Genomic DNA, 20,349 nt, shown 5'->3' with positions numbered 1-20,349 from the left:
TCAAAAGCTCATTAACCACTGATATAAAAGAGAAATTAGCCTTACCCACAGGAAAGTGCGATCCTAATAGTAAACATAATAAGAAGATCTCTATAAAGATCTTAAGATCTATTAGTCCCGATCCACTGGATCTATTTTCGAAAAATGATCATTCACCTCAATCAAAGCAAATGCTAAAATGATCGGCTCTCATTGGGTCACTTAAGTTTTTAAAGGTAAGGTCATGCATTTTCATGAACGGTTTGATGTTATTGTAGTTGGTGGTGGTCATGCCGGAACTGAAGCCGCATTAGCCGCAGCAAGAATGGGTTCTAAGACATTATTGCTAACGCATAATCTTGATACTTTAGGACAAATGTCATGTAACCCAGCGATCGGTGGCATTGGTAAAGGTCATTTGGTTAAAGAAATCGATGCATTAGGCGGTGCAATGGCGATCGCAACCGACTATGCAGGGATCCAATTTAGAACCTTAAACTCGAGTAAAGGCCCAGCGGTTAGAGCAACTCGTGCACAAGCAGATCGCGCGTTATATCGTCAGAAGATCCAAAATATTCTGCAAAACCAACCTAACTTACGTATTTTCCAACAAGCTGTAGATGATCTTGTTGTAGAAAATGATCGCGTTATCGGTGTCGTTACCCAGATGGGACTAGCCTTCGAAGCCGCCGCAGTCGTATTAACCGCAGGGACTTTCCTCAGTGGTAAGATCCATATAGGGTTAGAAAACTACAGTGGCGGTCGTGCAGGCGATCCACCATCTATCGCACTCGCCCATCGTTTACGCGAGTTGCCTATCCGTGTTGGCCGTTTAAAAACCGGTACACCACCACGTATCGACGCCAATACCATCGATTTTACTCAAATGACAGAACAAAAAGGTGATACGCCATTACCTGTAATGTCATTTATGGGCGATTTGAGCCATCACCCGAAACAAATTTCTTGTTGGATCACCCATACCAATGAAAAAACCCACGATATTATTCGTGGAGGTTTAGATAGAAGCCCAATGTACTCCGGTGTTATCGAGGGGATCGGCCCACGTTACTGCCCTTCTATCGAAGACAAGATCCATCGTTTTTCTGATAAATCATCGCACCAGATCTTTATCGAACCAGAAGGCTTAAACACCAATGAGATTTACCCTAACGGGATCTCTACCAGTCTTCCCTTTGATGTACAGTTAAATTTGGTTCGTTCGATCAAAGGGATGGAAAATGCTGAGATCGTACGTCCAGGATACGCGATTGAATACGATTATTTTGATCCTAGAGATCTTAAAAACTCGTTAGAAACCAAAACCATTAATGGATTATTCTTTGCTGGCCAGATCAACGGTACAACCGGTTATGAAGAAGCTGGCGCCCAAGGTTTACTCGCTGGGATGAACGCAGCACTGCAAGTTCAAGGCAAAGAAGCTTGGTGCCCTCGTCGCGATGAAGCTTACATCGGAGTATTGGTTGACGATTTATCGACGTTAGGCACTAAAGAACCCTACCGCATGTTTACCAGCCGTGCCGAATACCGCCTATTGCTGCGTGAAGACAACGCCGATCTGCGTTTAACCGCAAAAGGTCGTGAACTGGGTCTGGTGGATGATGCGCGCTGGGCGTCTTTCAGTGAAAAACTGGAATCGATCGAATTAGAGCTACAACGTCTACGTAGCCAGTGGATCCATCCAAACTCTCCATTAGTGCCAGTGTTAAATCCGCACTTGAATACGCCTATTTCTCGCGAAGCATCTTTTGAAGAATTACTTCGTCGTCCAGAAATGGATTACAACAAACTGATGCAGATTGAAGGCTTTGGTCCTGGTCTTACCGATCCACTCGCCGCTGAGCAAGTACAGATCCAAGTTAAGTACTCTGGCTATATCCAACGTCAGCAGGAAGAGATCAATAAAGCGGTACGTAATGAGAACACGGGTTTGCCATTGAACCTTGATTACAAAGAGGTTCCTGGGCTTTCAAATGAGGTGATTGCTAAGTTAAATAGCCATAAGCCTGAAACCATTGGTCAAGCGTCACGTATCTCAGGTATCACCCCAGCAGCTATTTCAATTCTGCTAGTACATCTGAAAAAACGTGGTTTATTACGCAAGAGCGCGTAAAAGCTAGCTTAATCGCCAGTTTGGTCGCAGAAGGGAAGCATTCAGGCTTCCCTTCGACGTTTCAGGGCTTCATAATAGCCGACGAGTTTATCATTGCATTTTTGTTGAGGTTGTTCAGTGTTATCTGCCCAGTTAGAGGCCTATTTAGCCGAAATTAATCTGCCCGCTACCGCTGAGCAGAAAAAGCAACTGCTTGATTTTGTTGGCATGCTCAACAAATGGAATAAAGCCTATAACTTAACCTCAGTAAGAGATCCCAAGATTATGCTTGTCCGTCATATCATGGACAGCTTAGTGGTATCAAAACATCTGCAAGGTGAACGCTTTATTGATGTTGGAACTGGTCCTGGACTGCCTGGCATCCCATTGGCGATTATGAATCCAGATAAAACTTTTGTGCTACTTGATAGCTTAGGTAAACGCATTCGTTTTCAAAAACAAGTAGCCTTCGAATTAGGCATTCATAATATCAGTTCGATAGAAAGCCGAGTTGAGGCCTATCAACCCGAGCAAAAGTTCGATGGTGTGCTAAGCCGTGCCTTTGCGTCAATCCATGATATGTTGACATGGTGCCATCACTTGCCTGCTGAGCATGGGCAATTTTATGCGCTCAAGGGACAACTGAGTGATGAAGAGATGCAACAAATCCCCGCTGGCTTTGCGATAACTGAAACCATCGAACTCAAGGTGCCAAAACTCGATGAGCAAAGACATTTACTCAAAATAATCAAAGAATAACAGGCTTAAAGCTCCTCATTTTGAATGGATTTTTAAGTAGGCAATAAACCAGAATTTACATACAGGGTGACATTGTGGGTAAAGTAATTGCCGTGGCCAACCAGAAAGGTGGCGTAGGGAAAACAACAACTTGTGTCAATTTAGCCGCCTCATTAGCCGCGACTAAGCGTAAAGTACTACTGATCGATCTTGATCCACAGGGCAATGCCACTATGGGCAGCGGTGTCGATAAATACGAAGTCGAAAACACGGCTTACGAACTGCTGGTAGAAGAAAAGCCCTTCGATGAAATAGTGGTCAAAGACACCACGGGAAAATACGATCTAATTGCCAGTAATGGCGATGTGACTGCGGCGGAAATCAAACTCATGGAGTTTTTTGCCCGTGAAGTGCGGTTACGTAATGCGCTCGCGCCGATAAAAGATCAATACGATTATATCTTTATCGATTGCCCTCCTTCGCTCAACATTTTGACGGTTAATGCTATGTCGGCGGCGGATTCTGTGCTGGTGCCAATGCAGTGTGAGTACTTTGCACTGGAAGGTTTAACCGCCTTGATCGATACCATCACCAAATTGGCAGCCGTGGTGAATCCTGGTCTTGGGATAGAAGGGATTTTACGCACTATGTATGATCCGCGTAATCGTCTTTCAAATGATGTGTCCGATCAGCTAAAACAACACTTTGGCGATAAGGTGTATCGCACTGTTATTCCGCGTAACGTGCGTTTGGCCGAAGCGCCGAGCTTTGGTGCACCCGCTATGTATTATGATAAATCGAGCGCGGGAGCTAAAGCATATTTAGCGCTGGCTGGTGAGATGATCCGCCGTTCCGAACAGAAAACTCAGGCTAAGCGAGCGTAAAGGAAAACCATGACGTTAAAGAAAAGAGGGTTAGGTAAAGGCTTAGATGCCTTACTGAGTAATAGCCACGCCGCGAGTAAAAAACACACGGAAGAAGTGGTCGTTGTCGATAAAAAAGAAGAACTTATCCATCTTGATCTCGACCTATTACAGCCGGGAAAATACCAACCTCGTAAGGACATGTCTCCCGAGGCATTGGAAGAACTTGCCCATTCCATCCGTAATCAAGGCATTATCCAGCCGATTGTAGTGCGCCCAGTTAGCAATAACCAGTATGAGATTATTGCCGGTGAGCGCCGTTGGCGCGCTTCCCAATTGGCGGGTGTTGAAAAAATCCCTTGTATCGTTAAAGCGGTTCCCGATGATGCCGCTATTGCTATCGCCTTGATCGAAAACATTCAGCGTGAAGACTTAAATGCCATGGAAGAAGCCATTGCATTACAACGTTTAATGCAAGAATTTGAACTGACTCACCAACAGGTCGCCGATGTTGTGGGAAAATCTCGGGCGAGTGTATCTAACTTGTTACGTTTAAACGGTTTAAATGAGCCTGTTAAGCGTTTACTCGAGTATGGCGATATTGATATGGGCCATGCGCGCGCTTTGCTCGCAATTGAGGGTGAAGAACAAACAAATCTGGCGAGATTAGTGGCAGCCAAGGAATTAACCGTTCGCGAAACTGAACGATTGATTAATCAAACCTTAAATCCACCCAAACCCGTCGAAACTACGACTAAAGATCAAGATGTTTGTCGTTTAGAGCAGCAGTTAATTGAAAGATTAGGTGCCAAGGTTTCGATCGCTCATAGCAGTAAGGGGAAGGGTAAAATTGTAATTAACTATCAGAATCTGGCTGAATTAGACGGAATTCTTAGCAAAATTCGTTAATGTCTGTAGATTAACAGTTTTTAATGTAAATTTGTGACATATGTTAATTTTGGATTTTGACTGTTTTGACGCTATATCACGTTAAAAGTGCTGTTTTTCCTTATCTCAAAGTTGCAATGAAGGCGTGAAAAGGTATACTTTCGCAAGCTTTTTGTGCATCGACATAAATACGGATATTTGTCATCCGGTCATCGAAACAAAAAGTATAAATGCGGAGAGGATGAGTTGAGTAAGGTTTTAGCGCGTCGTGGCCGGTGGTCAGCCTATAAATTGGTGATGATGCAGGCGGCGGTGGCTGGGGGTGCTTCAATTCTCTTTTTCGTCGTGTGGGGAGTTCAGTTTGGCTATTCTGCATTAGCAGGTGGTTCAATTGCTGTGCTCCCTAATTTTGTATTCGCGACCCTCGCTTTCTCCCATACGGGAGCAAGTTCAGCTGCAAAAGTGATTAAAACTTTTTACTGGGGGGAAGCGGTAAAGTTGCTGTTAACCATCGCAATGTTTTCGCTAGTGTTTATCAATCTTAAGGTCGCATTTATGCCTCTTTTTGTTTGTTACGTGCTGACGTTGATCGTGCATTGGACAGCTCCTTTATACTTCAAGCAAAGTTAAGTGGGATGAATCATGGCTGCAACTGGTGAAGCGTTAACACCGCAGGGCTATATCCAGCATCACCTTACCAACCTACACGTTGGTGAAGGCTTCTGGACATGGCACATTGATTCGTTGTTCTTTTCGGTTGGTCTTGGTGTTCTGTTCCTGTGGATTTTCCGTAGTGTTGGTAAAAAAGCGACTTCAGGTGTTCCCGGTAAGCTGCAATGCTTTATCGAGATGATCGTGGAGTTCGTTGATAACAGCGTGAAAGAAAGTTTTCATGGCCGCAATGCCGTGATCGCGCCTTTAGCTCTGACCATTTTTGTATGGGTATTCATGATGAACTTCATGGATATGCTCCCTGTAGACTGGCTGCCTTGGCTAGCAAGTTTAGCGGGAATTCCATACTTAAAAGTGGTTCCGACGACTGATGTAAACATCACCTTCAGCTTAGCTATCGGTGTGTTTGTGCTGATTATTTACTACAGCATTAAGGTCAAAGGCGTGTCTGGTTTTGTTAAAGAACTGACGCTACAGCCCTTTAACCATAAGGCAATGATACCCGTCAACCTCCTATTAGAGACTGTTACCTTAATCGCTAAACCAATTTCATTGGCATTGCGTCTATTCGGTAACTTGTACGCAGGTGAGTTGATCTTCATCCTTATTGCGCTGATGTATGGTACCAACTTGTTATTATCTTCCCTAGGTGTGACTCTGCAACTAGGTTGGTTAATTTTCCACATTTTGGTTATCACGCTGCAGGCGTTTATCTTCATGATGTTGACCATTGTTTACTTAAGCATGGCCCATGAAGATCATTAAGGATTGCTGAAGAAATTTTAAACTAAATCATCAACTAATTAGATTTAGATTTTAGATACTGGAGATACAGATGGAAACGATTTTAGGCATGACAGCTATCGCTGTTGCTCTGCTGATTGGTATGGGTGCTCTTGGTACTGCAATCGGTTTCGGCTTATTAGGTGGCAAGTTCCTGGAAGGCGCTGCGCGTCAACCAGAAATGGCTCCTATGCTGCAAGTTAAAATGTTCATCGTAGCGGGTCTGTTAGACGCCGTAACAATGATCGGTGTTGGTATCGCATTATTCATGCTGTTCACCAACCCACTGGGTGCAATGCTGTAAGAAAACGCTTCTGTCTTAACTCTAAATAGGAGGCTGTTGTGAATTTCAACGCTACCCTAATCGGTCAGACGGTCGCCTTTATCATCTTCGTGTGGTTTTGCATGAAGTTTGTATGGCCCCCTTTGATGAATGCCATCGAAGCGCGCCAAAAAAGGATTGCTGACGGTCTAGCTGATGCTGATCGTGCGGTAAAAGACCTAGAGTTGGCTCAAGCGAAAGCGACTGACCAACTAAAAGAAGCCAAGGTGACGGCTAACGAAATTATTGAGCAAGCTAACAAGCGTAAAGCTCAAATAGTGGAAGAAGCTAAAGCCGAAGCAGACGCTGAGCGTGCCAAAATCATCGCTCAGGGTAAAGCAGAAATTGAAGCTGAACGTAATCGCGTGAAAGAGGATCTGCGTAAGCAGGTTGCTACTCTTGCCATCATGGGTGCTGAGAAGATCCTTGAGCGTTCTATTGATCCAGCCGCCCACAGTGACATAGTTAATAAACTAGTCGCTGAAATTTGATAAGGGAGTTTGAGTTATGGCTGAATTAACCACCATCGCTCGCCCTTACGCAAAGGCAGCTTTTGACGTTGCTGTTGAACACAACGCAGTGGATACCTGGGCTGAAATGCTCACGTTTGCCGCATTGGTTAGTGAAAACGAAACCATGCAGCCACTGCTGACTGGCTCTTTAGCCAGCACCAAACTCGCCGCACTCTTTATCAGTGTGTGTGGTGAGCAAATCAATGAGCAAGGTCAAAACTTGATAAAGGTAATGGCTGAAAACGGTCGCTTAAAGGTACTACCTGCTGTATCTGAGCTTTTTGCTCAATACCGTAATGAGTGGGCAAAAGAAGTGGAAGCCGATGTGGTTTCTGCAGCTGAGCTCAGCTCTGAACAACAGCAGCAGATCAGTATTTCTTTAGGGAAACGTCTCGCACGCAAAGTTAAGCTGAATTGCAGCACTGACGCCGCGCTTATCGCCGGTGTAATCATTAAGGCAGGTGACTTAGTCATTGATGGCTCTGTCCGCGGTAAGTTATCGCGTCTGTCTGAAAAGCTGCAGTCGTAATTGGGAGTTTGAGCATGCAACTGAATTCCACTGAAATCAGCGATCTGATTAAGCAGCGGATCGAGCAGTTCGAAGTCGTTAGCGAATCTCGTAACGAAGGTACTATCGTTGCGGTTAGTGACGGCATTATCCGCATCCACGGCCTAGCCGATGTGATGCAAGGTGAAATGATCGAACTGCCTGGTAGCCGTTTTGCAATCGCGTTGAACCTTGAACGTGATTCTGTCGGTGCCGTAGTAATGGGCCCTTATGCTGATTTAGCAGAGGGCGTAAAAGTTAAAACTACTGGCCGTATTCTGGAAGTTCCAGTCGGTCGTGGCCTGTTAGGCCGCGTAGTTAACACTCTGGGTGAGCCTATTGACGGAAAAGGAGCTATCAACAACGATGGTTTCTCTCCTATTGAAGTGATTGCTCCTGGTGTTATCGAGCGTAAGTCAGTAGATCAACCAGTTCAAACTGGTTATAAAGCCGTTGACGCTATGATCCCAATCGGTCGTGGCCAACGTGAATTGATCATTGGCGACCGTCAAACTGGTAAAACAGCCATGGCGATCGACGCAATCATCAACCAGCGCGATTCTGGCATTAAGTGCGTATACGTAGCAGTAGGCCAAAAGGCTTCTACAATCGCTAACGTAGTGCGTAAGCTAGAAGAACACGGTGCATTAGCTAACACTATCGTTGTGGTTGCTACAGCTTCTGAAGCTGCTGCGCTGCAATACTTAGCACCGTACTCTGGTTGTGCTATGGGTGAATACTTCCGCGACCGCGGTGAAGATGCTCTGATCGTATACGATGACCTGTCTAAGCAAGCAGTTGCTTACCGTCAGATCTCGTTACTATTGAAGCGTCCACCAGGCCGTGAAGCTTATCCTGGTGACGTATTTTATCTACACTCTCGTTTACTAGAGCGTGCTTCACGCGTAAACGAAGATTATGTAGAAAAGTTCACTAAAGGTGCAGTAACAGGTAAAACCGGTTCGTTAACCGCGCTGCCTATTATTGAAACTCAGGCGGGTGACGTATCTGCATTCGTACCGACCAACGTAATTTCGATTACTGACGGTCAGATCTTCCTTGAGACTGATCTGTTTAACTCTGGCTTACGTCCAGCGGTTAACCCAGGTATTTCTGTTTCTCGTGTTGGTGGTGCGGCTCAGACTAAGATCATCAAGAAACTGTCTGGTGGTATTCGTACTGCTCTTGCACAGTATCGTGAACTTGCTGCGTTCTCACAGTTTGCATCTGACTTAGACGATGCAACTCGTGCTCAGCTAGAGCATGGTGTGCGTGTTACCGAACTGATGAAGCAAAAACAATATGCTCCTATGAGTGTAGCTGCTCAAGCTGTGTCTATTTTCGCAGCTGAAAAAGGTTACCTGAAGGGCATTGAGCTGAAAAAAGTTGGTGATTTCGAAGCCGCTCTGCTCTCGTACATGAACAGCGAGCATGCTGCTTTAATCAAGCTTATCAACGAGACTGGCGATTATAACGCCGATATCGAAGCTGAATTAAAAGCTGGCCTCGACAAGTTCGTAGCAACCCAAACCTGGTAACAATGATAGAGGTGTCTTAAGACACCTCAGGTCCAGATTGGAGAGTAGAGATGGCCGGCGCTAAAGAGATTAAAACCAAGATCGCGAGTGTAAAAAACACTCAGAAGATCACGTCCGCCATGGAAATGGTGGCAGCCAGCAAAATGCGCAGAGCGCAAGAACGCATGGCTGCGAGCCGTCCATACGCGGAAAACATGCGTAAGGTGATCGGTCACGTAGCGCAAGGTTCTCTCGAGTATAAACACCCCTACTTAGAGGTGAGAGAGGCTAAGCGGGTTGGTTACATTGTTGTGGCAACCGACCGTGGCCTTTGTGGTGGTCTGAACGTCAACCTCTTTAAAAAGGTTGTTGCAGACGTGAAAAGCTGGAAAGAGCAAGGTGCAGAATTTGAATTCTGTCCTATTGGTGCTCGTAGTGTGCAGTTTTTCAAAAGCTTCGGTGGACAGGTTTCTGCCCATGCTTCAGGTTTAGGCGATGCGCCAAAGCTCGCTGACCTGATCGGGACAGTACGTGTGATGCTAGATGCTTACAACGAAGGCAAACTGGATCGTCTGTATGTAGTGTTCAACAAGTTTGTAAACACTATGACGCAGACTCCTGTGATCGAGCAGCTGCTACCTTTGCCTAAATCGGAAGATGATGAGGTTGCTCATCGTTGGGACTACATCTACGAACCTGATCCAAAAGCCCTTTTGGATACCTTATTGGTTCGTTATGTAGAATCTCAGGTTTACCAAGGTGTTGTTGAAAACATTGCTTCCGAACAAGCTGCCCGTATGGTGGCGATGAAGGCGGCAACGGACAACGCGGGTACACTGATTGACGATTTGCAATTGGTCTATAACAAGGCTCGTCAGGCTGCGATTACGCAAGAACTGTCGGAAATTGTTTCTGGTGCCTCTGCGGTTTAGGTTAGGTAACGAATACAAGTTTTAGAGGATTAATCATGAGCACAGGTACTGTTGTCCAAGTGATTGGCGCGGTTGTGGACGTAGAGTTTCCACAAGATGCCGTACCTCAGGTATATGACGCTCTGAAGATCACAGGTGAAGGCTCCTGTAATGGTTTGGTGCTGGAAGTTCAGCAACAACTAGGTGGTGGTGTAGTTCGTACCATCGCTATGGGTACTTCTGATGGTCTGCGTCGTGGTCTTGAGGTAGTAAACTCAGGTTCACCTATTTCTGTTCCTGTTGGTACCGCCACTCTTGGCCGTATCATGAACGTTTTAGGCGACCCTATTGATGAAGCTGGTGCAATTGGCGAAGAAGAACGTTATGTGATTCACCGCAGCGCTCCTTCATACGAAGAGCAATCAAACACGACTGAACTGTTAGAGACGGGTATCAAGGTTATCGACCTTGTATGTCCATTCGCTAAGGGTGGTAAAGTAGGTCTGTTCGGTGGTGCGGGTGTTGGTAAGACAGTTAACATGATGGAACTGATTAACAACATCGCTAAAGCTCACTCAGGTCTTTCTGTATTCGCTGGTGTAGGTGAGCGTACTCGTGAGGGTAACGACTTCTACTACGAGATGAAAGATTCTGGCGTTCTCGACAAAGTAGCCATGGTTTATGGCCAAATGAACGAGCCACCAGGAAACCGTCTGCGTGTAGCACTGACCGGTCTGACTATGGCTGAAAAGTTCCGTGACGAAGGTCGTGACGTACTGTTGTTCGTTGACAACATTTACCGTTACACCCTAGCCGGTACTGAAGTATCAGCACTGTTAGGTCGTATGCCTTCTGCGGTAGGTTACCAACCCACTCTGGCTGAAGAAATGGGCGTTCTGCAAGAGCGTATTACTTCAACTAAGACGGGTTCTATTACCTCTGTACAAGCGGTATACGTACCTGCGGACGACTTGACTGACCCGTCACCAGCTACAACCTTCGCTCACTTAGATGCGACTGTTGTATTGTCACGTCAAATCGCTTCTCTGGGTATTTACCCAGCGGTTGACCCATTGGATTCGACTTCTCGTCAATTAGATCCATTAGTGGTTGGTCAAGAGCACTATGACGTAGCTAACGGTGTACAAACTGTTCTGCAACGCTACAAAGAGCTGAAATACATTATTGCGATTCTCGGTATGGACGAATTGTCAGATGATGACAAGATGACCGTTTCCCGTGCACGTAAGATTGAGCGTTTCTTGTCTCAGCCTTTCCACGTAGCAGAAGTCTTTACTGGTTCTCCTGGTAAGTACGTTTCTCTGAAAGACACTATCCGTGGCTTCAAGGGAATTCTGAGTGGTGAGTTCGATCACATTCCAGAACAAGCGTTCTACATGGTTGGTTCTATCGACGAAGCTGTCGAGAAAGCTAACAAAAAGAAATAACTAAGTAGTCATACTTAGTTTTTTAAGGAGAACGGGATGGCAGCCATGACAGTACAGCTTGATATAGTCAGCGCAGAAAGCAGTATCTTCTCTGGTCGCGTAGCGAGCCTACAAGTGACCGGTTCTGAAGGTGAGTTGGGCATCATGCATGGCCACGCTCCACTGTTAAGCTATATCAAACCTGGCATGGCGCGCATTGTCAAACAAGACGGCAGCGAAGAAGTGTTTTATCTTTCTGGTGGTTTACTGGAAGTACAACCTTCTTCTGTTTCTGTGTTAGCTGATGTGGTTATGCGTGCCAAAGATATTGATGAGCAGGCAGCATTAGAAGCCAAGCGTCGTGCAGAAGCCCATATGGCAACTGCGGGTGCGGACTTTAATTATGATGCCGCTATGGTTGAGTTAGCGAAAGCAATGGCTCAATTACGTGTTGTTGAAACCATCAAGAAAAACATTGCCAGATAAAGGTTATTGTTTGTGATAAAAGGCGGTTATCGAAAGATACCCGCCTTTTTTGTTGGTTTTTTCCATCGGTTTTAATATCTGCATTTCGCTTTGCTTCGTCTTTCCGTTAAAATTGCGCCATTAAATAGAGCTCAGTTTATCCCTTTGGGATGTTAATCAAGGATATGGCAATGGCATTAAATGTAGTGATCTTGGCAGCAGGAAAAGGAACTCGCATGCGCTCGGATCTTCCCAAGGTATTACATCCTATCGCTCATAAGAGCATGGTGCAGCATGTGATTGATACTGCACACCATATTGGCAGTGATGCTATACAGCTCGTTTATGGCTACGGTGCCGATAAATTAAAATCCGCTTTGGGTGAGCAGCAACTCAATTGGATGTTGCAAGCCGAGCAGTTAGGCACTGGCCATGCGGTCGCTCAGGCGATTCCTAATATCGATGATAATGATACTGTGCTGATCCTTTACGGTGATGTGCCGTTAATCCAAGCCTCTACACTTGAAGCTTTGCTCGCTGCGCGTCCCGATAATGGCGTGGCAATTTTAACCGTCAATCTAACCAATCCTACTGGCTATGGCCGTATCGTCCGCGAACAGGGCAAGGTTGTCGGTATTGTCGAACAAAAAGATGCTAATCCCGAGCAACTTGCTATTAATGAAGTTAACACGGGCATTATGGCGGTTCCTGGTAATGCATTAAAAACCTGGCTTGGTCGCCTATCGAATAACAATGCCCAAGGTGAATACTATCTAACGGATATTATCGCCATGGCCCACGCCGATGGGGTTGAGATTAATACTGCTCAGCCGCAATCTGCTATCGAAGTGGAAGGCGCTAATAACCGCGTGCAGCTTGCACAACTTGAGCGCACTTATCAGGCCCGTGAAGCCGAAAAGCTGATGATTGCTGGTGCTAATCTGCGCGATCCAAGCCGTATCGATATCCGTGGTGAAGTGACCGTGGGTATGGATGTGATGGTCGATGTGAATGTGATTTTCGAAGGTAAAGTGGTGATTGGCAATAACGTTAGCATCGGCGCTGGTGCAATTCTGATTGATTGTGAAATTGCCGATAATGCCGAGATCAAACCTTACTCTATTATCGAAGGTGCTAAACTCGGCGTAGCAGCCAGTGCGGGGCCTTTTGCCCGTTTACGCCCCGGTGCTGAGTTAATGCAAGATGCCCATATCGGTAACTTCGTTGAGATGAAAAAAGCCGTTTTAGGTGTGGGGTCTAAGGCGGGTCACTTAGCCTATTTAGGCGATGCGCAAATCGGTGCGGGTGTGAATATTGGTGCGGGCACTATTACCTGTAATTACGATGGTGCCAATAAACACTTAACCGTGATTGAAGATAATGTGTTTGTGGGAAGTGATACTCAGCTGGTGGCGCCGGTGACTATTGGTAAAGGCGCGACGCTTGGTGCGGGGTCAACAATTACCCGTGATGTGGGTGAGGATGAGCTAGTGATCACCCGTGTTAAGCAAAAACATCTGACTGGCTGGCAACGTCCGGTAAAGATTAAGAAGTAACGGCTTCATTTTTTGTTATACAAAGCGGCAATTAGCCGCTTTATGTTTTTTTGTCAAAGGTCAAAATCCTCTCCAAATAAAAATCAGCTAAATTAATGTTGAATTAATACTGTGGTGTTATGGCTAATTCATTGTTTTTATTCAAAGTTGATCTAAGTCACGCTAAATTGTAAATCCATGTAAAGAATCTTAAATAAAAACAATTCTTATTTATATTGCCTGCAATTCTAAGACGAAAGGTCTACTTGAGGTGTTGGCAATGGTATTTAAATATTCAGTTGTAGGTTTGGCCGTTGGGGCTGCATTAATGGCGATGCCTGTTATGGCAGAAGCGCCAAACGATGCAAACATTGAACGTATTAATGTAACAGGCCGTACTTTTAACGATTATAAAGTCGGGAGCGCATCGGGCGCTATGCGTGGCGATATTGACTTAATGGATACCCCGCAGTCCGTTAATGTTATCCCTGATTTTGTTACCGATGAACAATTAGCAACAAACCTTGCGGAAGTCTTAGTTAACGATTCGAGCGTAACGGCGGGTACTACTCGTTGGAACCGCCAAGTCTTCAGTATTCGTGGCTTCGAACTCGATTCGGGCAACGGTTATCTCATCAACGGCCACCAGCAATGGTCTCATTACGTTCAACCTATTGAAACGCTACAACAGGTTGAGGTACTAAAAGGCCCTTCAAGTATGTTGTATGGCCAATCCGGTCCTGGCGGTTTGGTTAATATGGTCACCAAAAAGCCGACCTATGATTCAATGCTCGATTTAGGTTTTGATACTGATGGCTACGGCTCTACCCGTGCGCAGTTAGATGCGGGTGGCAGCTTAAACGATGCTCAAAGCATTCGTTATCGTGGCGTATTGGTTAAGCAAGACACTAAATACTGGCGCGAATATTCAACTACTAATGAAAACCAAGAGCGTGATCGTTGGTTAGGTTATTTAAATTTAGAATTTGATATCAGTGATGATGTTTTGTTATCGGTTAAGTACGACCATACCCAAGACAAAGCGGGCATCGATGCGGGTGGCTGGTTAGATAAACAAGGCAATGTGATTGGCGAGCGTAAAACCGTATGGGACGCGCCTTGGGCCTTTACCGATAATACTGTTTCAAATTTAGGTGCTGATCTGACTTGGCAAATGACTGACGACTGGAAAGTTAAAGTCGGCTACAACGATCAACAATTTAATCGCCAACGTTTCGACTCTGCCCCTGTTTATGCGGCAGATCCCTTCACCAAGGGGTATAGCATCAAGCCTTTTGATCGATATGACGATTGGCAGCATAAAACTGCTTATATTGATTTTACGGGCGAGTTTGAATTAGCAGGCTTGGAACATCAATTCCTTATTGGTGCCAACTATTTAGATTACTTCTACCAGCAACAAATCGCTCGTGGTGCAACTCAAACAGTGATCCCTGGACAACCGGTTGTTCAGCCTGACCTTGATTACCATCAGGGTAAATTAAGTGCTCCAAGCGAATACAAATACTACGGTTTCTATCTGCAAGATTTAATGACTATCAACGAACAATGGAAATTGCTTGCAGGTGTACGTTATGACGAGCAGAAAAAAGACGGTGAAGGGGAAAATAGCTATGCCGTATCGCCAAAATTCGGGGTGATTTATTCGCCTATGGATAATGGCAGTATTTATGTCAACTATTCAAAAAGCTTCACCCCACAAGGTGCAGTGAATAACGAATACGATATCAATAACAAACTTAACCTAAAGCCTGAATACGGTATTCAATATGAAGTGGGAACAAAGTGGGAACTGTTTGACGATAGTTTGCTGCTAACGGCAGCGGTATTCGATATCACACTTGAAAACATTACCATTTCAGAAAAATTGCCAACGCCTATTGGTGATTATACTGATATCACTACCCAAGGCGGTGAGCAAAAGCACCGTGGTTTTGAAATGGGTGCCCAAGGCAAAATTGGAGATAGCTGGTTTGTGACATCATCGATGATGTATTTAGATGCTGAATATCAGACGGGTGATGATCGTGAAGGTAATACTCCTATTGATGCCCCTGAATGGTCTGCCAATATCTGGACTCGTTACGAAGTAACTGACAACTTTGCGATGAACTTTGGTGCTATCTACGTTGGTGAGCGTTTTGCTGATACTGCTAACACTATCACCAAAGATGGTTACGTCCGTTTTGATATCGGTGCTGCCTACACTATGGATATTATGGGTAAAGACGTAAGCATCCGCGCAAACGTGAGAAACCTATTTGATACTGAATACTTAGATGGTGGTAGCGATAAGATGGTCACTATTGGCCAAGATCGTAACTTCAGTGTGGCGCTTGAAGCTAAGTTCTAATTTCACTTTCTACGCTTAAGTTTTAGCTCGCTTAAAGCAGTTCATCGATAGGTGAACTGCTTTTTTATTATTTTTCATAAAGTTAATTAATCCAATTTAAAAGCTACCCATCTTGATTCGAAATTATCTTTCGAATACTAGCAAAAATGTTTCGTTTCTCTATAATATAACTTTCGAATCGAAAGTTAACTGAAAGGTTTTATGAATAAACGAAACACACAGCAACGACGTCACAGTATTATCAGCATTCTGAATGAACAGGGTGAAGTGAGTGTCGATGAGTTGTCATTACGTTTCGAAACCTCAGAAGTGACTATTCGTAAAGACTTGGCTGAGCTTGAAAAAACCGGACTGTTGCTACGCCGCTATGGTGGTGCTGTGGCTATTCCCGATGAAGTGACGCAACAGTTTTCTGCAAAGATTGCGCCTAATAAGTTATCCATTGCTAAAGCCGCGGCGCAGCTGATTAAAGATCACAATCGCATCATTATCGACAGTGGCACCACTACTTCAGGCTTAATTGCTGAACTCAACCACAAACGTGGGCTGGTGGTCATGACCAATGCCCTGCATTTGGCTAACGCGATTCACGAACTTGAAAATGAGCCGACCCTATTGATGACCGGTGGAACCTGGGATCCGCATTCCGAGTCGTTCCAGGGGCAAGTGGCCGAACAGGTATTACGCTCCTATAACTTTGACCAACTGTTTATCGGTGCCGACGGTATCGATTTAGCGCGAGGCACCACCACCTTTAATGAGCTGACGGGTTTAAGTAAGGTGATGGCTGAGGTTTCCCGTGAAGTCATCGTGATGGTGGATTCGGACAAAATAGGCAAGCGGATCCCTAATTTAGAACTACCTTGGTCGCAAATCAGTGTACTAGTCACCGATGAGCGCATCGAAGAGAGCGCCCTTAACCAAATTACCGAGCAAGGCGTGAAAGTCATCTTAGCGCCCTACTCGCCTTAGGCATTTGCCCGTGATAAGCCAGAGCAAATGACTCAAACAACTTCATTTTTATTTTTCATTTTATAGGTAAAAACTATGTGCGGAATCGTTGGCGCCGTGGCGCAAAGGGATGTGGCCGAAATTCTGGTCGAAGGTTTACGTCGTTTAGAATATCGTGGATATGATTCTGCGGGTGTTGCGGTGATCCACAATGGCGAACTCAATCGCACCCGCCGCGTGGGTAAAGTGCAGGAGCTTTCTACGGCACTCGAAACCGATCCGCTAGCGGGCGGCACTGGTATTGCGCATACACGTTGGGCGACCCACGGTGAGCCAAGCGAGCGCAATGCTCACCCACATTTATCTAAAGGCGATATTGCCGTTGTGCACAATGGCATTATCGAAAACCATCATAAACTGCGTGAAATGCTTAAAGAACACGGCTACCACTTCAGCTCTGATACCGATACTGAAGTGATTTGCCACTTAGTTCATCACGAATTAAAAACGCACGACACCTTACTGGCCGCGGTGCAAGCCACGGTTAAACAACTCGAAGGCGCTTATGGCACTGTGGTGATTGACCGCCGCGACAGCGAGCGCATGGTCGTCGCGCGTTCCGGCAGTCCACTGGTGATTGGTTTTGGTTTAGGTGAAAACTTTGTCGCGTCTGATCAATTGGCGCTGTTGCCTGTGACCCGTTCTTTCGCGTTTTTAGAAGAAGGTGACGTGGCTGAAGTGACTCGTCGCACAGTGAGCATTTTCGATGTGCATGGCAATAAAGTTGAGCGCGAAGTTAAAGAATCTGAAATCACCCACGATGCCGGTGACAAAGGTGAATATCGCCACTATATGCTCAAAGAAATCTATGAGCAGCCACTGGCACTGACGCGTACTATTGAAGGCCGCATCGCCAACAAACAAGTGCTCGACACGGCTTTTGGTGATAATGCCGCTGAATTCTTAAAAGATATTAAACACGTACAGATTATTGCCTGTGGTACTAGCTACCATGCGGGTATGGCTGCGCGTTATTGGTTAGAGGATTGGGCTGGCGTTTCTTGTAATGTCGAAATCGCCTCCGAATTCCGCTACCGCAAGTCGCATTTATTCCCCAACAGCCTGTTGGTGACTATTTCTCAATCCGGCGAGACCGCCGATACGCTGGCGGCGATGCGTCTAGCCAAAGAAATGGGCTATAAGGCGACGCTAACTATCTGTAACGCACCAGGCTCTTCCTTAGTCCGTGAGTCTGACATGGCATACATGATGAAAGCGGGCGCCGAAATTGGCGTTGCTTCAACTAAAGCCTTTACCGTGCAATTAGCGGGTTTATTAATGCTGACTGCGGTGATCGGTCGCCATAATGGCATGTCGGAGCAAATGCAGGCCGAGATCACTCAAAGCCTACAGTCTATGCCTGCCAAAGTGGAGCAAGCATTAGGCTTAGATGATGCGATTGCTGAATTGGCGGAAGACTTTGCCGACAAACACCATGCCTTATTCCTTGGCCGTGGCGATCAGTACCCTATTGCGATGGAAGGTGCGCTGAAACTTAAAGAGATCTCCTATATCCATGCTGAGGCATATGCTTCTGGCGAGCTGAAACATGGCCCACTGGCCTTGATTGATGCCGACATGCCCGTCATAGTGGTGGCGCCAAACAACGAACTGTTAGAAAAGCTGAAATCTAACGTTGAAGAAGTGCGTGCCCGTGGTGGTTTAATGTATGTGTTTGCCGATGTGGATGCTGAGTTTGAGTCTGACGAGACTATGAAGGTTATCCCGGTTCCACACTGCGATATCTTTATGGCGCCGCTGATTTACACTATTCCATTACAGTTGCTGTCATATCACGTTGCGTTAATTAAGGGCACCGATGTGGATCAACCGCGAAACCTCGCTAAATCGGTGACGGTGGAATAAATTGGAAGCAATAAAAAACCGCCTAAATGGCGGTTTTTTATTGGGGCTTGATTAGAGTATGTGCTGGTGGCTGAGTGTATTAAGCCGTTATTGCATTAAGTGCGTGCTGCTTTTTTGCTTCTAAACGTTTCCATACTTTATCGTGGAAATAAAACACCACAGTGTTAATCGCGGGCTCAACTAAGGCAACGGCACCACCGACTAAAACACTACCAGTTAATAAATAGGTAACGGTGAAGGCAACGCTGAAATGTAATACGGCAAAAGTAAGTGTCTTGGTCATGATTCTATCCTCTAATGTAAGCCCCTTTTGGGAATGATTAGATGATAACAATTCTCATTAAAATTTAAAGCCGTATTTTGAGATTAGTTTAAACGGTTTTTTCTATCTATAAGCGCTAAAAAAATATAAAGCCCTCAAATGAGGGCGTTATATGGCAATCAGCTTCGATCAGTAATGCCAAGGGAAGGCTGAGAAGTCTTGGTCACGTTTCTCGAGGAAAGCATCGCGCCCTTCTTGAGCTTCTGCACTGGCATAGGCTAAACGTGTTGCTTCACCCGCAAACAGTTGCTGGCCAACCATGCCGTCGTCTGTCATGTTAAAGCCGTACTTCAACATCCGCATTGCTGTCGGCGATTTTGAGTTGATTTCTTTGGCCCATCTTAATGCTTCGACTTCGAGTTCGGCATGGGGAACCGATTTATTCACCATTCCCATGGCAAAGGCTTCATCGGCACTGTAGTTAAAGCCGCAGAAGAAAATTTCTCTCGCGCGCTTTTGGCCAATCATCTTGGCAAGATAAGCACTGCCATAGCCTGAGTCGAAACTCGCGACATCGGGATCGGTTTGTTTGAAGACGGCGTGTTCCTTGGAGGCTAAGGTTAAGTCGCAAACCACATGCAAACTGTGTCCGCCACCCACGGCCCAACCAGGCACGACCGCGATCACTACTTTTGGCATAAAGCGGATCAATCGTTGGACTTCGAGGATATGTAAACGCCCCATTCTGGCTAAATCGGCTTTGCCCTCTTCGGCGCCTTCATATTTATAACCATCTTTACCACGAATGCGTTGATCGCCGCCGGAGGAGAATGAGTATTGTCCTTTAGCCGAGGGGCCATTGCCAGTGAGTAATACACAACCTACATCGGACCATTGACGAGCGTGATCGAGGGCGATATATAACTCATCAACCGTTTTTGGACGAAAGGCATTGAGGCAATCTGGGCGATTGATGGCGATACGCACTGTGCCGTGGGCTTTGGCTCTATGGTAAGTAATATCGTCGAAGTTAAATCCGTCGACTTCATCCCACAGTGTGGGATCAAAAATATCTGATACTGGTTTAGTCATGATGCAAGGCCTATATAATTGAAGCTCAAAGGCTAGGCGGAATCATGTTTCTGGTCAATCGCCTAAGCACCATGCTTAGTGATGAATTGCAAAATTCCGTTTGCCTGTTAGTGGAATTAGAGGTTATCGCAGATAAATAGCAAGTTATCTCGGCTAAAAATGGGATGCTCAGTGGCTGTAGTGCCGCAGTAGTTTTCTTTAAAATCAGCAATGCCATCTTCGGTGAGTGGGATTTTATTAAACTCTTCAGCCTCAGATGCTGATAACCGCTCCAATATCTCTGTTCGTGCTTTCGTGAGATTTTGATTAATTTTAATTATCTGAGTGCCCATTGCTGAGCTCACTTTGCTTTCTATCTTTTGAACCATTTCCTCTGTTTTTGCTATAGGTGCATCTAGTTTGTCTGTTTCGGTGTATAAGTAATATAATGCACCACAAAGGAGCGCTAATATGATCCAACCTTTCATCTTTT

General features: G+C 45.5%; 20 protein-coding genes. 17 read left to right on the top strand and 3 right to left on the bottom strand.

Annotated elements, in window-relative coordinates:
• Positions 1-223: 223 nt before the first annotated feature.
• The 17 genes from mnmG (at position 224) to glmS (ending at position 18,523) form a co-directional block, all read left to right on the top strand.
• Positions 224-2,113: a tRNA uridine-5-carboxymethylaminomethyl(34) synthesis enzyme MnmG gene (gene mnmG / locus FJD32_RS22445; RefSeq protein WP_037413447.1), complete on the top strand. Its 1,890-nt coding sequence runs from the start codon at positions 224-226 to the stop codon at positions 2,111-2,113.
• 117 nt (positions 2,114-2,230) lie between these two features.
• Positions 2,231-2,851 (top strand): 16S rRNA (guanine(527)-N(7))-methyltransferase RsmG, encoded by a 621-nt coding sequence (gene rsmG, locus FJD32_RS22440; RefSeq protein ID WP_140907424.1) that lies wholly within the window; start codon positions 2,231-2,233, stop codon positions 2,849-2,851.
• 74 nt (positions 2,852-2,925) lie between these two features.
• A complete protein-coding gene (locus tag FJD32_RS22435; RefSeq protein WP_140907423.1) occupies positions 2,926-3,714 on the top strand; it encodes a ParA family protein in 789 nt (262 codons plus the stop codon).
• A gap of 9 nt (positions 3,715-3,723) precedes the next feature.
• Positions 3,724-4,602, top strand: coding sequence for a ParB/RepB/Spo0J family partition protein (locus FJD32_RS22430; RefSeq protein ID WP_037413441.1), 879 nt, complete (start codon positions 3,724-3,726; stop codon positions 4,600-4,602).
• Positions 4,603-4,827: 225 nt separating this feature from the next.
• Positions 4,828-5,211: an ATP synthase subunit I gene (locus FJD32_RS22425; protein ID WP_011074336.1), complete on the top strand. Its 384-nt coding sequence runs from the start codon at positions 4,828-4,830 to the stop codon at positions 5,209-5,211.
• A 12-nt stretch (positions 5,212-5,223) separates the two neighbouring features.
• Positions 5,224-6,018 carry a F0F1 ATP synthase subunit A gene (gene atpB, locus FJD32_RS22420; RefSeq protein ID WP_037413438.1) on the top strand — a complete coding sequence of 265 codons (795 nt, stop codon included), beginning with the start codon at positions 5,224-5,226 and terminating at the stop codon, positions 6,016-6,018.
• A gap of 70 nt (positions 6,019-6,088) precedes the next feature.
• Entirely contained in the window at positions 6,089-6,340 is a 252-nt protein-coding gene (gene atpE / locus FJD32_RS22415) for a F0F1 ATP synthase subunit C (protein WP_006083840.1), read from the top strand.
• A gap of 38 nt (positions 6,341-6,378) precedes the next feature.
• Positions 6,379-6,849 carry a F0F1 ATP synthase subunit B gene (atpF, locus tag FJD32_RS22410; RefSeq protein WP_011624650.1) on the top strand — a complete coding sequence of 157 codons (471 nt, stop codon included), beginning with the start codon at positions 6,379-6,381 and terminating at the stop codon, positions 6,847-6,849.
• A gap of 16 nt (positions 6,850-6,865) precedes the next feature.
• Positions 6,866-7,399: a F0F1 ATP synthase subunit delta gene (gene atpH / locus FJD32_RS22405; RefSeq protein ID WP_037413434.1), complete on the top strand. Its 534-nt coding sequence runs from the start codon at positions 6,866-6,868 to the stop codon at positions 7,397-7,399.
• 14 nt (positions 7,400-7,413) lie between these two features.
• A complete protein-coding gene (gene atpA, locus FJD32_RS22400; protein ID WP_037413433.1) occupies positions 7,414-8,955 on the top strand; it encodes a F0F1 ATP synthase subunit alpha in 1,542 nt (513 codons plus the stop codon).
• A gap of 50 nt (positions 8,956-9,005) precedes the next feature.
• A complete protein-coding gene (gene atpG, locus FJD32_RS22395; RefSeq protein WP_037413431.1) occupies positions 9,006-9,866 on the top strand; it encodes a F0F1 ATP synthase subunit gamma in 861 nt (286 codons plus the stop codon).
• A gap of 35 nt (positions 9,867-9,901) precedes the next feature.
• Positions 9,902-11,293 carry a F0F1 ATP synthase subunit beta gene (gene atpD / locus FJD32_RS22390; protein WP_205403018.1) on the top strand — a complete coding sequence of 464 codons (1,392 nt, stop codon included), beginning with the start codon at positions 9,902-9,904 and terminating at the stop codon, positions 11,291-11,293.
• A gap of 36 nt (positions 11,294-11,329) precedes the next feature.
• Positions 11,330-11,758, top strand: a complete 429-nt coding sequence (locus FJD32_RS22385; RefSeq protein ID WP_011624645.1) for a F0F1 ATP synthase subunit epsilon — start codon at positions 11,330-11,332, stop codon at positions 11,756-11,758.
• A gap of 170 nt (positions 11,759-11,928) precedes the next feature.
• Complete coding sequence (gene glmU, locus FJD32_RS22380) at positions 11,929-13,293, top strand: bifunctional UDP-N-acetylglucosamine diphosphorylase/glucosamine-1-phosphate N-acetyltransferase GlmU (RefSeq protein WP_140907422.1); 1,365 nt, start codon at positions 11,929-11,931, stop codon at positions 13,291-13,293.
• 259 nt (positions 13,294-13,552) lie between these two features.
• Complete coding sequence (locus FJD32_RS22375) at positions 13,553-15,646, top strand: TonB-dependent receptor (protein ID WP_140907421.1); 2,094 nt, start codon at positions 13,553-13,555, stop codon at positions 15,644-15,646.
• Positions 15,647-15,847: 201 nt separating this feature from the next.
• Positions 15,848-16,618 carry a DeoR family transcriptional regulator gene (locus tag FJD32_RS22370; RefSeq protein ID WP_140907420.1) on the top strand — a complete coding sequence of 257 codons (771 nt, stop codon included), beginning with the start codon at positions 15,848-15,850 and terminating at the stop codon, positions 16,616-16,618.
• 75 nt (positions 16,619-16,693) lie between these two features.
• The gene (gene glmS / locus FJD32_RS22365) at positions 16,694-18,523 is read left to right on the top strand and encodes a glutamine--fructose-6-phosphate transaminase (isomerizing) (protein ID WP_047538114.1); all 1,830 of its coding nucleotides are present in this window, start codon (positions 16,694-16,696) and stop codon (positions 18,521-18,523) included.
• Positions 18,524-18,602: 79 nt separating this feature from the next.
• On the opposite strand, the gene FJD32_RS22360 is transcribed toward glmS, so the two are convergent.
• The 3 genes from FJD32_RS22360 to FJD32_RS22350 all read right to left on the bottom strand — a co-directional run bounded on the left by FJD32_RS22360 (position 18,603) and on the right by FJD32_RS22350 (position 20,344).
• On the bottom strand, positions 18,603-18,806 hold the full coding sequence (locus FJD32_RS22360; RefSeq protein WP_140907419.1) for a DUF2061 domain-containing protein: 204 nt from the start codon (positions 18,804-18,806) through the stop codon (positions 18,603-18,605).
• 168 nt (positions 18,807-18,974) lie between these two features.
• On the bottom strand, positions 18,975-19,877 hold the full coding sequence (locus FJD32_RS22355) for a 1,4-dihydroxy-2-naphthoyl-CoA synthase (protein WP_055647059.1): 903 nt from the start codon (positions 19,875-19,877) through the stop codon (positions 18,975-18,977).
• A 116-nt stretch (positions 19,878-19,993) separates the two neighbouring features.
• Positions 19,994-20,344, bottom strand: a complete 351-nt coding sequence (locus FJD32_RS22350) for a hypothetical protein (protein WP_037424115.1) — start codon at positions 20,342-20,344, stop codon at positions 19,994-19,996.
• Between the last annotated feature and the right edge of the window lie 5 nt (positions 20,345-20,349).

It is taken from the genome of Shewanella sp. LC6, assembly GCF_006385735.2.
Taxonomy (GTDB): Bacteria; Pseudomonadota; Gammaproteobacteria; order Enterobacterales; family Shewanellaceae; genus Shewanella; species Shewanella xiamenensis.
Note: the sequence above shows the minus strand (reverse complement) of the source record. Positions and strands in the feature narration are given on the sequence as shown.

Bases quoted from the DNA above. Each gene is read 5' to 3' on its own strand.
- FJD32_RS22430 (WP_037413441.1), top strand. From the start codon at position 3,724: ATGACGTTAAAGAAAAGAGGGTTAGGTAAAGGCTTAGATGCCTTACTG.
- glmS (WP_047538114.1), top strand. From the start codon at position 16,694: ATGTGCGGAATCGTTGGCGCCGTGGCGCAAAGGGATGTGGCCGAAATT.
- FJD32_RS22375 (WP_140907421.1), top strand. From the start codon at position 13,553: ATGGTATTTAAATATTCAGTTGTAGGTTTGGCCGTTGGGGCTGCATTA.
- atpH (WP_037413434.1), top strand. From the start codon at position 6,866: ATGGCTGAATTAACCACCATCGCTCGCCCTTACGCAAAGGCAGCTTTT.
- glmU (WP_140907422.1), top strand. From the start codon at position 11,929: ATGGCATTAAATGTAGTGATCTTGGCAGCAGGAAAAGGAACTCGCATG.
- mnmG (WP_037413447.1), top strand. From the start codon at position 224: ATGCATTTTCATGAACGGTTTGATGTTATTGTAGTTGGTGGTGGTCAT.
- atpE (WP_006083840.1), top strand. From the start codon at position 6,089: ATGGAAACGATTTTAGGCATGACAGCTATCGCTGTTGCTCTGCTGATT.
- atpA (WP_037413433.1), top strand. From the start codon at position 7,414: ATGCAACTGAATTCCACTGAAATCAGCGATCTGATTAAGCAGCGGATC.
- FJD32_RS22355 (WP_055647059.1), bottom strand. From the start codon at position 19,877: ATGACTAAACCAGTATCAGATATTTTTGATCCCACACTGTGGGATGAA.
- FJD32_RS22370 (WP_140907420.1), top strand. From the start codon at position 15,848: ATGAATAAACGAAACACACAGCAACGACGTCACAGTATTATCAGCATT.
- FJD32_RS22350 (WP_037424115.1), bottom strand. From the start codon at position 20,344: ATGAAAGGTTGGATCATATTAGCGCTCCTTTGTGGTGCATTATATTAC.
- FJD32_RS22385 (WP_011624645.1), top strand. From the start codon at position 11,330: ATGGCAGCCATGACAGTACAGCTTGATATAGTCAGCGCAGAAAGCAGT.
- atpD (WP_205403018.1), top strand. From the start codon at position 9,902: ATGAGCACAGGTACTGTTGTCCAAGTGATTGGCGCGGTTGTGGACGTA.
- atpG (WP_037413431.1), top strand. From the start codon at position 9,006: ATGGCCGGCGCTAAAGAGATTAAAACCAAGATCGCGAGTGTAAAAAAC.
- atpB (WP_037413438.1), top strand. From the start codon at position 5,224: ATGGCTGCAACTGGTGAAGCGTTAACACCGCAGGGCTATATCCAGCAT.
- FJD32_RS22360 (WP_140907419.1), bottom strand. From the start codon at position 18,806: ATGACCAAGACACTTACTTTTGCCGTATTACATTTCAGCGTTGCCTTC.